Raw genomic sequence first — 13766 nt, forward strand, 5'->3', positions numbered from 1 at the left:
ACTCTTAGGTTTTTGTTAGTTCTACAGAATCTTCTATAGAAATATCATAGTGGTAAATATGATTTTTTCTAACAACACGGCTAACAATATCGGTAAATCTTTTTTTATTGGCTTTGTTTAATTGGCGGCTTTGCAGTTCTTTCAGTAACTCAATAGTATTCATTTTTTGGTAATCCCTTAACTCAGCATCCACCATGCTTTGTAATAGATTCAGGCTAAAGGCGATTTCTCGAGGGAATAGAATATAGGCTTTATAGAATTCTTCTGTCGCTTCTATAAATGCTTTTTCTGCGTATTTTTGTAGGCCATTTCTATTGTATTCTAGCGCTTGTGGTTTTCTTTCTCCTATCCTATCAGCCCCTTTTGCTATCATTTTAGCTGAGACAGTTTTTTCGTTTTCGTCTTCTATATGTTTTAGTTTTTCTTCACCTAGCGCTAAAAAGTCTTTGGCTCTGGCGGTATTACCAATGTTTTGCCAAACATGAACGGCATCGGTAATAGTACATATCTCAGCATTTCGTAAATCTTCCATACCCTTTCGGGCAAGTACTTCCCGTGTTTTTGATTCGTTACCTTCTAAATAGGCAACAATGGCATGCATATAGTCTTTGCGGATAGTGAGTTCTGGGTCGAGGGATTTTCTGCCAGCGGCACCAATTAAATACTTAGCTACTTTTAAGCTAGGCTGGCGCTCATTTGCTAGTTTTTGCTCAGCTTCAAAAATATAACAACGTGCTAGCTCTAGAGACATTTCATCAAAGTGCTCCCGATTTGAACGGTTTGATTCGCGCTTTTTCTCTAAAAACTTGATTGCATCTTTACTGCGGTCTTGGGCTTGGTAAATATGGGCTTTAAGTTGCGATGCAGGAATAGATAACTCCCCTTCGTTAATTTGCCCCATATACTTCTCTGCTTTATTGTATTGGTTCTTCTCTACATTAATTCTTGCTAACCACTCGCATGCTTTTACATTGGTTAGTTGGGAGTCGGTTAAGCTTTCTAGCAACTCTTCGCTTTGCTCTACTTTGCCATCTAGAAACATAGCTTGGACCAATCCCCACTTTGCCCAAATCACTTTATCTGAACGTTTTAGAATGTCTGAATAAAGCTCCCTCGCTTCTTGGTAACGTCCAAGTTTCGTTAGAATTTGAGCTTTCATTTTTACTAAAGAGGAACGAAATTTGGGTTTGTCATCGGCGGTGATTAAACCGTTAATACCTTTGAGAGCTTTTGAAAAATTTTTGTCATGCATATTTTCATAAATAGGCATTAAATATTTGTGTAAGTTAAGGCAGTTTTTGACGTTTTTTTGAAGGTTATTAATTGTGTACGGTTTGATCACTAAGGCTTCTGGATGAATATTCACTATCTGCCCAATGATTAAGGGTAGGCGGTCGTAAGTGATGAACATAACGCATGTTCGCTCATCGATAAGTTTAATTTTTTGAAGATCTTGAACAACTTCTACACCATTTTTGTAGAGTCCAAGATGAAAATCCATCAGTAATAGGTCTATTTTATTGCGCTTGATGTTTGCTTTAAGTTCACGGCCATTACTAAAGCAGCTAATGTGCGTAAACCCCATATCTAAAAGATGGTTACGAATATTGGCTCTAGCCATTCCGTTGTCTTCTACAACGGCAACTCTAACCTTATGATACGACATAGCACCTGTTTTACATGGACAATTAAAGTTCAGCATAACAGGCCAGAGCCACAAATTAATGACAATTTTTCTTAGATAAGTATGAAAATATAGAACTAAAACGCCCGAGTATTCATACGCTTGTAATATTACTCTTACTTGTGGTTAAACCTAATTATAAAATTAACGTTTATCTAATATCCTGATAACATTTAAGCAGAATATAGTTGATTAATTGCTACTATAAAAATATGAGAATCAGATGCCTATGGAAACCACGCCAGTCACATTTAATGAGATGTTAACCCCAAGTGGACTAAAAATAGGGCACTGCAGATTAACAAAAGTGAGGGCTTTAAATGCCCTAGATATGCAGATGGTTACTCTTCTTACAAAGCAATTAAAAAAATGGCAGCAAGATGACGCCATAGTCATGGTTTTATTAGATGGCGATGGGGATAGAGGGTTTTGTGCTGGTGGAGATGTGGTCTCCATGTTCCACGCTATGAAGCAAGCTCAGAGCGAATCCTCTACAGCTAGTCAAAGTGAATTTACTTTAGAGGCGTTTTTTTCCTTAGAGTATGAGCTTGATCACCTTATTCATACCTATACTAAACCGGTTGTAGTTTGGGGGAATGGTATAGTTATGGGGGGAGGTTTAGGCTTGATGTGTGGTGCAAGCCATCGCATTGTGACGTCTAGCTCCCGAATAGCTATGCCAGAAATAACCATAGGCTTGTACCCAGATGTTGGGGCGAGTTACTTTTTAAATAAAATGCCAGATGGTTGTGGTTTATTCCTTGGTTTAACCGCTGCCAACATTAATGCCGCCGATGCACTTTATACAGGCCTTGCCGATTACTTTGTAACTGACGATCTCAAGCTTGAGTTTTTTGAAAAGCTATTATCTAACCACTGGCAGACTGTCTCAGCACATAAAACCCTAGACAATATATGTAAAACCTTCCAAAACCGAAGTGTGAAACATTTACCTGAAAGTCACTTAAAGCCCTATCAGAATTGGTTACATGAATTATCAGATTTGCCAACGCTAGAAGCGGTTGTCAACGCTATTAAAGGTAAAGCTTCGGAACACGATCCTTGGTTAATCAAGGGCCAAAAAGCCTTGAGTAATGGCTCTGCTGTTGCAGCGCATATTGTGTTTGAGCAGTTACGCCGGGGTAAAAATATGAGCCTAGCAGAGTGTTTGCGTATGGAGCTGGGTTTGTCTTGTAAATCTGGAGAATTTGGCGAGTTTCAGGAGGGCGTGCGGGCATTGCTTGTAGATAAAGACGGTAAACCAAATTGGAAATATAAAACAGTGGAAGAGGTGCCTGAGTCAGTTGTTAAGTACTTTTTTGAAGCTATTTGGTCTGCGGAATCACATCCTTTGCAGCATCTTAGATAAGCTACTTGCTAAAGTACTTTCGATACAAAAAAATCTAGAGTAGGATTTTTACACTGATAATTGATTGGTTTATGCAAAGGGAAAGTTGTGATGATTAGACTTAAAGTGCTTTTAGGAGCGTCTCTGCTAAATATTGTGCCCTCAGTTTTAGCTTCAGACCTGAGCTTGTCGATTGATAAGCTATTTTCTACTAAAGTTACCCAAGATTCGCCCGGTTGTAATATAGGTGTGATAAAAGATCACGCTCTTATTCATAAAGCTGGGTATGGTCTTGCCAATCTTGAATTAGAAGTGCCTTTAGACGGTACTCAAGTACATAGAATGGCTTCTGTTTCTAAGCAGTTTACCGCTATGGCAGTATTGTTGTTAGCCGAAGAAGGCAAGATAGACCTTGATGCAGACATACACACCTACCTTAAAGACTTAAGAGAATACGAAGAGAAAGTTACCATTCGCGCCATGCTGGGGCATGTAAGTGGAATGGGGGATTATGATCTGATCGCAGGCTCCTATGAAGGTGAAAAGTCAGAGGGAAGTATTGATCTAAAATCTGTTGCTGGCGGAGATTTTCGTTTAGGGAATGAAGATTACCTGACGATTAGCGAGTTTTATGATGTTGTTAAAACCGTGCCCTTAGCCCTTAAGCCTAATCAAAAATTCCAATATAGTAACTTGGCGTATTTTTTACTTTCTATGTTGGTGGAACAAGTGTCAGGAAAAACCCTAAGAGAGTATGCAGATCAAAACATATTTAAGCCCTTAGATATGAGAAATACTTTCTTTAGTGATGACCCAGTAGAAATTGTAAAAAATCGCGCAATGGGATACACCCAGAATGATTCAGGCAAGTATATCAACGATATGACTAACTTGTTTTGGGTGGGGGATGGTGGTTTGCATACGAATCTTGAAGATTTACTCAAGTGGGATCAGAATTTTTACTTTCCTAAAGTAGGTAAAGCGCCAAATGAAATTATTAGTCTAATGAACCTCGCTAACAGCAGTCATAAAGCAGGCAATAAGCTGTATGCTAACGGTCAGTTTGTTGGAAAAGTAATGGGACAAGAGGCTTATTCTCACTCTGGTGGTTGGCTTGGTACCTCTACCTATTATGTGAGGTTTCCTGAAAAAAAGTTATCTGTTGCCATTATGTGTAATGACGCGGGCATAGATATAGCTGACTTGGCTCAAGAAACCCTAGCACTGTATTTTAATCAGGAATAGTTTTACCTGATGAGAAGGGCAAAATTATCTATTTTGTTCTTCTCATCAAAGGCCGTTTAGTTGTTTAAGAGTTAATCAATAATATCGTCTGCTGGGATTTCTACCTTAGGAAAAGGCTTAGCTTGTAACTTCTTAACAGGTTTGCGCTTTATTTGTTTTTGTAAGTACTTTATTGCCGCTTCTAGTTGAGCGTCCTCACCATTAAAGGTTGCGTGGGGTAGGTTACTAACTTCTATGTCAGGAGAAATTCCGCGCCCTTCGGTAATCCAACGGCCATCTAGTGCAAATACAGGATATTCTGCCACCCGTGACATACCTTTGTCGGATTGTCTGTTTCGGCCAGTTAGCCATACGCCTGCCCCTGCGGTTTGTTTGCCTATCACTTTCCCTAAATCTAAGGCCTTTATACCCGCTGTGAAGGTTTCTCCGTCTGAGTAGGTATATTCGTCGGCTAGTACCACCAAATGCCCTCGAAAGGTTTGTTGCATATTGGTATAGGTGCTGTTTTCTTCTGGTTGCCAGAAAGACCATGCGCGTCTTAATAGTTTTTCAATAAGCCAGCTGTCCACGTTGCCACCGCGATTGCGCCTTACGTCTATGATCAAGCCCTGTTTTTTGTATTGGGCATAAAACTCTCTAGCAAAGGTGGAAACATCGTTGGCACCCATAGCATACAAGTGCAGATAACCTAGGTTTTGGTCTGTATCAAATACCTTTTGTTGGTTGTGGATGGTCCAGTCATAGTAACGTTGAAATATAGCATCTCGATTGCTGCCAGCCTTTACCACTGTTTTTATGGTTTCATCGCCACGTTTTAAATCTAACAGTACTTGTTTTCCTGCTTGGTTTTGTAAGGCTTTAACTAAGTCTGGTTTACTGGTAATCGCTTTACCGTTCAGTGCTGTGATGATATCTCCGATTTTGGCGTTAACATCAGGGCGTGCTAAAGGCGCTAGTCTTTTTATAAGCTCAGGATCGTTTTGGTAAATATGCGAGATTTTGAGACCTTCACTTGTTTGTTGGTACTCAGCTCCTAAAGATGCATGTTTGGGAGCATCTTTATCATATGGCATATCTCCGCCGCGCACTTGTGAGTGCAGGGCGTTTAGCTCCCCCATCATTTGCTCAAAAATATCATTGAGTTCATTTCTATGGGTAAGGCGTGATAAAAGAGGCTGATACTTTTGCTTCACTGCTGACCAGTCTAGGCCGCGCATATTTTTATCAAATAATGAGTCGCGGTGCATAAGCCAAGCATCGTGAAATATCTGCTGCCATTCAAGGGCTGGATTGATTGCGAGTTTCCATGCTGCTGTTTGTACCCTAGCATCTGTTGTTTTAGCGGGAAACTTAGCAGCGGCTTTGACCAAGTACATCGAGTTTCTGCTATCGGCTCTTTGAATGAATAGTGTATTGCCGCCATTTGATAGGGAATAATCTTTTACTGCACGACTAAAAGTCGAGATATTGGTTTTAGGCTTGATCTCAATAGACTTTAACGAAGGTTTAGTATTTGGCTCTGAGATTGTATCTTGCACATACAAGTACTTTTTATTTACTTGTAAGTTAGAGTAATTACCTGATGTAACAGGCACTTGCCATAGTCTTGCTTGTATACCGTCCCAGTCTACTGGAGATGTATCTGCTGCTGGGGTTGTCTCTTCAGTTTCATCTTGTTTAGAGGTTTGTTCGCTATCGGGGCTTGAGTTAAGTTCATTGGTGTCGCTAAAGGGGAAACTAGCATCTTCTTTAAGAGATATAGCAAATATTTGGGTGCGCCTATCAAAGGTTGGCCCCATATTTCTGTCGCCCCAAGGTGATCTTGGGAAACTATTAAACTCCCTGTCTGACAAAAAATATAGCCACTGGCTATCGTCTGAAAAAGCAGGAGAGTAAGAGTTATATTTATTTGATGTAAGTAATTTTTGAGTGTTTGCAGACAGGTCTTCAGAGAGCTCAATTAACATCACTTGACTGCGATCTTCTTGAAGGTCGTTATAAGTTAGGGCAATCATTCTGCGATCTTTTGACCAAGTTAAAGAGGCGATGGGGTTACTGCCTGTGTTACCAGTGAGTATTTTGGTATTCGCTTTAGTCGCCAAGTCGAGTAGCCATAACTCACCGTTTTTATCATCATGGGCTAAAGTTTTACCGTCTGGTGATAAATATAAATTCCAGCGGAATATACTGCCATCTGTGGTTAATTGTGTTGCGCCTTCTGAGCCATCCGCTGGGTATTGCCAAATTTCTATTTCGCCACTGCTGTCATTTAAGGCATAGACAAACTGATTATCATGGCTAAGAACTGCTTTACGGGTACGGGAGTTTTTAGGTGTGGCTATTTCAACTAAGCGGGAGCTATCGGTATTGGCTATGGCGACTCTGCCTCTTGCGGTTAATACTACCTTTTTGCCTTTGGCTGATGGGGCTGCGTTTGTGAGATAGTCTAAAGGCTTATTGACCCAACGCTCTCGAAGGTGGGGAAAATCAGAGGTAAGAGCAATGTCTAATGTTTTAGTTTGATTGCTTGAGATATCTAATAACTTTATATCTGCCCCTTGTTGATAAACGATTTTATTTTGATAAATATTGGCACTGCGAATTTCCCAACCTTTATAGTGAGTGTGTTGGGTTTGGTCTTTGCCTTTTAGGGTCATAGACCACAGGTTATCTACGCCACTTTGATTACTAATAAAGTAAATTCTGTCTTGGGTAAGCATAGGTCTGCGAATAGAGCCTTTATGTTTTTTACTAAGGGGAATAGCTTCTTTTTTTGCGTCTACATTAAATTTCCAGAGCTCTCCTGTGGCTCCGCCCTGATAGGCTCTGGCGTTGTCCGTTGATACCTGTAAGCCAAATTGTACAAAATAAAGCACTTTATCTGCGGCAATGGTGCCTTCAACGGCATCAGACAAAGGAATAGTAGTGGTTTCTAGGGTATTTGGGTCAAGCTGTTTTAGGGTCCAGTTACCCATAGGGCCAATACGGCCATTGTAGCTGTAAACTACTTTACCATCAGGGCTCCAGCCATGGTTTTTAACCGAGACGTTTTCGAAGGTTAACCTTTTTGCCATACCGCCTTGAATAGGCATAATGTATATTTCTGGAGAGTCGGTGTAATTGGCAACAAAGGTAACCCACTTGCCATCATTTGATATATGGGCTTCGCGCTCTTCGTTGGGGTGAGTGGTAAGACGTTGGGCGTATTGTTCGCCAATAGTTATTTTCCATAAGTCGCCTTCAGCAGTAAATACTAAGGTGTTGTCGTGCAATGCTGGATAGCGGTAATAACCTGGCGTGCCCCAAGCTTGTTGCATAAAGGTAATACATAAAACGCACATAATGAGGCGTATTGCAGACATAATACTTTCCTTGAATCATAAATTTTTAGCTTTTAACTATCGCAATTTGCGAAACAAAGTAAAAGGTTGTTCTATACGAAACGCCTAAGAAAAAGGTCAAAGTGAATGGTCAATCTACCTTGGTGATAGTGTTACACTTATACCCATTGAATTTATTAGTAAATATTAGGTGTTATGAGTAACCTCTTGTCTTCGTGGATATGCCCGTCTTGTCAAACGGCTTTGGTGTTACATCAGAATGTATGGCGCTGTGAGAACAACCATAGTTTTGATAAAGCAAAAGAGGGCTATGTAAACTTGTTGCTAGCCCAAAATAAAAACAGTAAAGCCCCCGGTGACAATAAACAAATGGTTAATGGGCGCAGGGCTTTTTTAGAGTCAGGTTTTTATCAGGCGTTAGCGCAAACTATTACGGGAATGTTTAAATTACATTTATCGCCGTCAGAGCTTGATGAAACTATTAATATATTTGATGCGGGTTGCGGCGAGGGGTATTACCTCAATTGGCTTGCCGAACACCTATCTTTGCCAAATGATAATTTGACTATTCATTACAGCGGTGTGGATATATCTAAGTTTGCGATACAAAAAGCAGCAAAAAAATATCTGAATCAGCAATATGCTGTTGCGAGTACTTTTCACTTACCTTTGCCTAGCGCTAGTCAAGATGGTGTGCTGCAGATTTTTGCACCTAGTAGCGAATTAGAAATCCATAGAGTATTGAAAGACAAAGGTATATGGGTAGTTGTTAATCCTGCTAGTGAGCACCTACAAGAGTTTAAGTTTGCCTTGTATGACTCACCTACGCAACATCAAGCTAAGCCTCTTGAACCACAAGGCTTTTTGCTGAAGCAGCAATTTAATTTAAACTTTGACCTTGAGTTACCTAGTAAAAACCAAGTAGAAAATTTACTCATGATGACGCCTTATTATTGGTCTGCTACTGAACAAAAGCGCCAGCAACTTATTGAATACGTCACAGCGGTAACAGTCGATTTTGATATTCGAGTGTATATAAAAAAGTAGTCAGATTTGTCAGAAAAAATAAAGCCAGATACAAAAACAAACATTAAAAACAGAGGTCATATGAATTCCTGGGTTAAAGACTCCATTCAAAAAATCAATGCAGACTTGCACCGTTCGGCTGATACCCATTTATTTAAATTGGACATACCAAAGCTGGCTAATATTGATATTTACCTAAAAGATGAAAGCACTCACCCAACGGGGAGCTTAAAGCATAGGCTAGCCAGATCGTTATTTTTGTACGCCCTGTGTAATGGAAAAATTAATCAAACTACTACTATTATTGAGGCGTCTTCGGGCAGTACTGCAGTATCTGAAGCGTACTTTTCACGAATGTTAGGCTTACCTTTTATTGCCGTAATGCCGCGAAGTACAGCCCAAAGTAAGATTAAATTAATAGAAATGTACGGCGGCCAGTGTCACTTTGTAGACTCAGCATCACAAATGCACGGCGAATCACTCCGTTTAGCTGCCGAGCTAGGTGGATATTTTATGGACCAGTTTAAACATGCTGAACGAGCCACAGACTGGCGTGGTAATAACAATATTGCCCAGAGTATTTTTCAACAGATGGAGCGAGAGCGGTATCCCGTGCCAGAATGGGTCGTTATGAGCGCAGGTACAGGCGGCACCTCTGCTACTTTAGGCCGCTATATCCTGTATCAAGGTTTTAATACTAAGCTGGTGGTGGTTGATCCTGAAAATTCTGTTTTTTACGATAGTTACATGACAAAAGACACAACACTTGTGAGTGATAAATCAAGCCGTATTGAAGGTATAGGCCGGCCCAAAGTGGAATTGTCTTTTCAACCTGACGTGATTAACCAAATGATAAAAATACCGGATACTGCAAGTGTTGCCACCATTCACTGGTTAGAAAAGCTAATTGGCAGAAAGGCAGGCCCATCTACAGGAGCCAATTTATGGGGAGTATTACAATTAGCCAAAGACATGCTAGACAATAACCAAGCAGGCTCGATTGTAAGTGTGATGTGTGACAGTGGTGAACGCTATTTAGATACCTATTACAACCAAGCTTGGGTAGCTCAAAACATTGGAGATTTAACAGCAGACTCTAAAGCATTAGAGTGGTGGTTAGACCAAAATTGATAGGTGCTTACCCCTATCCACAGCTTTTTTTAGATTTTTATTGAGCAGCAAAAAATGATTTTACGAGCTAACCCTCACTTGTTGGCTCTAGCTTAAGCATTCATTTTAATTTAGGTTCGTCTAGGCCCAAAGCTTGCTTGTTCAAGATATTGTAACGTGAGCTATGTAAGCTTGTTGGTTTGCTTTAGCAGCGTTATTGCTTATTCAAATGACGATTTTAACGTTTCAACTTACTAAAAATAAAAAGGCCAAGTGTCTCAACTTGGTGACATATTCATGGAGATAAAAGTCAAATGCAGTGCAATAAGGGCAAAAAAACTAATGGATCTGGTTGGGTACACCTTTTTTTAATCCCATTTTTTTGGAGCAGCCTTTTAGCTATGCCAAGTCACCTTTATGGGGCTGAAATGGATACTGCTTTTTTGTCAGAACATTTTGTTGATGGGATGACATTACCCGCCTATAAAACGATTGACGTTAGTGGACAAGGTCCCAAAGGCCGAACCATAGATGTAAAGTTAGTGAGGAATAATGTCACAGTTACTATGGCTAGAGTAACTGTAAAAAGTGACAACAGTTGGCATGTGTCTTTGAACGAGCAAAGCCCTGGCGGGCCTTATCAACTTAAAGTGATAGACCAAAAACATGTAGACCTTGTTAATGATATTTATATTGGTCAGAAAAATATCGAAATTAGTAACCCTGCTGGAGCGTTAGTTTTGTCTACGGCGCTAAGTGATGATATGCATATACAGCCAGGTGAAGAAATCAAGGTCAATGGCCTTGCAGCACCAGGAAGCTCATTAGATATTAAGCTTACAAAACAAAAAACAACCTATACCATGGCTCGGGTACAAGCTGCAGGCGATGGGCAATGGCAGGTGACTATGCCAGGTCAAAATGCCGGTGGGCCATTTCAGCTGATTGTTACTAATGGTAGACACAAAAAGGTGGTCAGCGGGATCATTATTGGTCAAGCCGATGTAAAAGAGGTGGCCACTAACCCCATAAAAGAAGAATTTTTAGCGTTAGATTTTGATGATTCAGCTTGGCCATCGGTAAAGTTAACAGCTCTTGAGTCACAACCGAACGAGCAAGCCTTATTGGTTCGTAAGTATTTTAACTTTGCATCTACCCCTAAAGCTGTGAGTTTTAGCTTAGGTGAAAATCATCAAGTTAAACAAATTTACATTAATGGTAAGTTACTAGAAACCAAAGATTGGCAGAGCAATCCGCAAAACATCCCAGTTCCTAGCAGCATGTTTCAATCAGGAGCGAATCTTGTGGCATTGATATCTAATCCGCAGTGGGATAATACCCGTTTTATTGGGACTACAGGGCGTTTTACTGTCAACATCAATAAGCTCTCTTTAGACTTTAAGAGTAACTGGCGAGCTTTTAACTCATCTACCGAATAGTTAGGTGCCCTTGATATTTTACCTGTGATTGACTATAGCAAAGCTTGAAATTGACCAAAAACTCTCCATATTAGTATTACTGGAGTAAGGAGTTGTTGCTATGAAAAATGAAATCGATAGTAAATTCGTGTTGTCAGTATTTGATAAAATGCGAGAACACGGAGAAAAGCAACAAGAACAATATGCCTTAGGTGGATTAAAAGGCTCTACTGACTTTGATGGTTATACCCTATTTATCGAAGACGCTCTGGTAATGTTGCGATTTGGTTTTCACAATCAGTATGCTTTTGAATATGAAAAAGAAGAGCATTTAGAGCAGTTTTTGAAAAAGATGACTGCAATAGAACAGAATTATTAGTTAGTGGCTATTCGATTAAATTGCGAGAACTATCGCTTTGGTTATTAATATTACTTGCGATGATAAATATTGCAGTTACATGATTTTAAAGGTAACTGCTTCTTCGACTGTTACTCCTGATTGAAGGCTCTACTATAAAGATCTTAGAGCCTTCTAAATACCGGTTATCACTGCTTACCTGGTACTTCCCTAAACACATATGAATGCTGAGCATCTAATAAAGATAAGGTGCGCAAGCCATTTTCTTTGCCTATTACCAGTTCACCACCAAGAAAAAAAGGTGCAATAATTACCAAAGAAATTGTGCCATCTGGGTTGGTTTTTGTACCTGTATGTGTTTCCCAAACGCCAGGGTTTAGTAATACATCTTCATTTTCTTTAATGACTGCAAGCTCACCTAACTCTTTGCTGTAATAATTATCAGCTAGATTATTGATAATATCTGGAGCTGGCGGGTAGGTGACCTCCTCTAGGAGTTTCCCGGCATTAAGTTGTGTAGTTTCGACTGTTACACGTATTTTATTTTCTGCCTGCAACTCTGCATTGTACATAAGTTCGATTAAACGGCGTTTGAATGGTGTAATTAATTTATAGCCTTCATCTGAGTTGGTAAGGATCACCGCTCCTACATTGGCAGATGGAATCGCTATAAAGTTAGACTTATAGCCAGCCAAACTACCGCCATGTTCAACTATTTCTATACCACTCACTTTATCGTTTGAGAGGCCCATTCCATAACTAGATTCTGCGCCAGTTGCTACGGTAGGCTCTCGTCTCTTAAGTAATGGCTCGGCTGCATATAGCCTAGTGCCATCGGGTGCTAATCCAGTAGACAGCTCGTTATATACATATTTGATCATATCGCTAGGACTTGACCATGCCGCACCTGCAGGACGATATGGGGTTACGGTATGATTAAAGCCATCGGTAGCTGTTTGTTTAATTAACTGAGTATTACCAGATAAGTCTAAGCCATGGGGGGAAGCAACATTGCCTGTCAATGCTTCAGCAAAAGAGAAAGTTGTATCCTGCATCTTTAAAGGAGCAAATATGTATTCATCCATTGCTTTGTCATAAGCCGCGCCTATCTCCATATCTGGGTACAAAATATGAGCTGCAATGTACCCAGCCGCAGCTGCCATTTGGTTATTGTATTGGAATAACTCACCAAAGGTACTAGTAGGCGCTGTTAGTGCTAAGTCATTAAAGGTGGCAGATGCGGGGATGTTAGGGCCACTGTTAAATATCCAATCCATATCCTTGCGGGGTAAGCCTGTACAAGCACAAACTAAGTGTTTAACTAATACACTTTGGGTGGTTTTTTCATCGCCTAGTTTAAAATCTGGGTAATGGGTAACTACTTGGTCATCCCAGTTTAACCTGCCCATTTCTACTAATTTGGCTAATAATAAAGTCGTCATGCCTTTGGTATTAGAGGCGATCATAAACAGGGTATCTTTATCCACTGGCTCTTTAGTGTGAATATTTTTGATGCCGACTCCACCTTCGTAAATAACGTTACCGTTTTCGACTAGGGCTATTCCTACTCCTGGAATATCTAGTGAATTTGCTGATGACTCTACAAATGAAACTAGTTCAGCTACCTTTTCTGGTGTTAAAGAAAGAGCTTGGCGTTCTGATAAATCTTCTGGGGTGTATCCTTCTACACTTGCGCTTTCTATTAAGCCCCAAGTTGCTGCTTGTCTTTTTAGGAAGGTGCCGACCTTTCCATCTAACAAAATAACCTGCCAACTATTGTTAGCTTGAAATACATAGGCATAAACAAGCTTTTCTTCTGCAATAGAGGTTACGTACTCAATCTCTCTGCTTGCTTCCCAGCCTCCCGTTACGGCTTGGGGGGCGTTTATTCTTACCTCCCGTGAAAACGAAGGCTGGTATGTTTTCCAAGCTGATGTGGCTGCAGCTAGGGCGTTGTCAGCCTCTGGGATGGCGGCTATTACAATAGCTGCATCATGTTCTGGTGCAGTGTAAACGGTAAGACCATTTTGATTTGCGACCTCCCAATCTTTAGGGGCGTTATATACTAGTGTTATGGCAGTCGGCTTTTCGATTGCAGTGGATAGGTGCTCTGAGTCTTGTTTATCAACTACCTTAGAGCAGGCGCTGAATGCCAATAGTAAAATCACATTAATGCATAGGCTCGATACTTTATTCATGAGTGTTGTTCCTTTAACTAAACAATGAAATAGAACCC

The 13766-nt window shown here is 40.3% G+C and carries 9 protein-coding genes; 6 read left to right on the top strand and 3 right to left on the bottom strand.

Annotated features, from left to right (window positions below; all coding sequences use genetic code 11):
• Positions 1–4 precede the first annotated feature (4 nt).
• Positions 5–1666 (bottom strand): response regulator, encoded by a 1662-nt coding sequence (locus ACMUMK_RS13545; RefSeq protein WP_414701680.1) that lies wholly within the window; start codon positions 1664–1666, stop codon positions 5–7.
• A 241-nt stretch (positions 1667–1907) separates the two neighbouring features.
• Here ACMUMK_RS13545 and ACMUMK_RS13550 point away from each other — a divergent pair, with 241 nt between their 5' ends.
• On the top strand, positions 1908–3053 hold the full coding sequence (locus tag ACMUMK_RS13550) for an enoyl-CoA hydratase/isomerase family protein (protein ID WP_414701681.1): 1146 nt from the start codon (positions 1908–1910) through the stop codon (positions 3051–3053).
• 90 nt (positions 3054–3143) lie between these two features.
• Entirely contained in the window at positions 3144–4277 is a 1134-nt protein-coding gene (locus tag ACMUMK_RS13555; RefSeq protein ID WP_414701682.1) for a serine hydrolase domain-containing protein, read from the top strand.
• Between the two features lie 71 nt (positions 4278–4348).
• Here the strand turns inward: ACMUMK_RS13555 and ACMUMK_RS13560 are convergent, their stop codons facing one another.
• Entirely contained in the window at positions 4349–7639 is a 3291-nt protein-coding gene (locus ACMUMK_RS13560) for a S41 family peptidase (protein WP_414701683.1), read from the bottom strand.
• Positions 7640–7813: 174 nt separating this feature from the next.
• Here ACMUMK_RS13560 and ACMUMK_RS13565 point away from each other — a divergent pair, with 174 nt between their 5' ends.
• From ACMUMK_RS13565 to ACMUMK_RS13580, 4 genes are all read left to right on the top strand, one after another.
• Positions 7814–8665: a putative RNA methyltransferase gene (locus ACMUMK_RS13565; protein WP_414701684.1), complete on the top strand. Its 852-nt coding sequence runs from the start codon at positions 7814–7816 to the stop codon at positions 8663–8665.
• A gap of 60 nt (positions 8666–8725) precedes the next feature.
• The gene (locus ACMUMK_RS13570; RefSeq protein WP_414701685.1) at positions 8726–9775 is read left to right on the top strand and encodes a PLP-dependent cysteine synthase family protein; all 1050 of its coding nucleotides are present in this window, start codon (positions 8726–8728) and stop codon (positions 9773–9775) included.
• A gap of 380 nt (positions 9776–10155) precedes the next feature.
• Positions 10156–11193 carry a DUF1533 domain-containing protein gene (locus ACMUMK_RS13575; protein WP_414701686.1) on the top strand — a complete coding sequence of 346 codons (1038 nt, stop codon included), beginning with the start codon at positions 10156–10158 and terminating at the stop codon, positions 11191–11193.
• A 100-nt stretch (positions 11194–11293) separates the two neighbouring features.
• Positions 11294–11551 (top strand): DUF3081 family protein, encoded by a 258-nt coding sequence (locus ACMUMK_RS13580; RefSeq protein ID WP_414701687.1) that lies wholly within the window; start codon positions 11294–11296, stop codon positions 11549–11551.
• 167 nt (positions 11552–11718) lie between these two features.
• Here the strand turns inward: ACMUMK_RS13580 and ACMUMK_RS13585 are convergent, their stop codons facing one another.
• Positions 11719–13728 (bottom strand): serine hydrolase domain-containing protein, encoded by a 2010-nt coding sequence (locus ACMUMK_RS13585; RefSeq protein ID WP_414701688.1) that lies wholly within the window; start codon positions 13726–13728, stop codon positions 11719–11721.
• Between the last annotated feature and the right edge of the window lie 38 nt (positions 13729–13766).

The sequence above is a fragment of the Paraglaciecola sp. 2405UD69-4 genome, from assembly GCF_047525415.1.
Taxonomy (GTDB): domain Bacteria; phylum Pseudomonadota; class Gammaproteobacteria; order Enterobacterales; family Alteromonadaceae; genus Paraglaciecola.

Coding starts and splice junctions, on each gene's coding strand:
- ACMUMK_RS13560 (WP_414701683.1), bottom strand. CDS start 7,639: ATGTCTGCAATACGCCTCATTATGTGCGTTTTATGTATTACCTTTATG.
- ACMUMK_RS13555 (WP_414701682.1), top strand. CDS start 3,144: ATGATTAGACTTAAAGTGCTTTTAGGAGCGTCTCTGCTAAATATTGTG.
- ACMUMK_RS13580 (WP_414701687.1), top strand. CDS start 11,294: ATGAAAAATGAAATCGATAGTAAATTCGTGTTGTCAGTATTTGATAAA.
- ACMUMK_RS13550 (WP_414701681.1), top strand. CDS start 1,908: ATGCCTATGGAAACCACGCCAGTCACATTTAATGAGATGTTAACCCCA.
- ACMUMK_RS13565 (WP_414701684.1), top strand. CDS start 7,814: ATGAGTAACCTCTTGTCTTCGTGGATATGCCCGTCTTGTCAAACGGCT.
- ACMUMK_RS13575 (WP_414701686.1), top strand. CDS start 10,156: ATGCCAAGTCACCTTTATGGGGCTGAAATGGATACTGCTTTTTTGTCA.
- ACMUMK_RS13570 (WP_414701685.1), top strand. CDS start 8,726: ATGAATTCCTGGGTTAAAGACTCCATTCAAAAAATCAATGCAGACTTG.
- ACMUMK_RS13585 (WP_414701688.1), bottom strand. CDS start 13,728: ATGAATAAAGTATCGAGCCTATGCATTAATGTGATTTTACTATTGGCA.
- ACMUMK_RS13545 (WP_414701680.1), bottom strand. CDS start 1,666: ATGTCGTATCATAAGGTTAGAGTTGCCGTTGTAGAAGACAACGGAATG.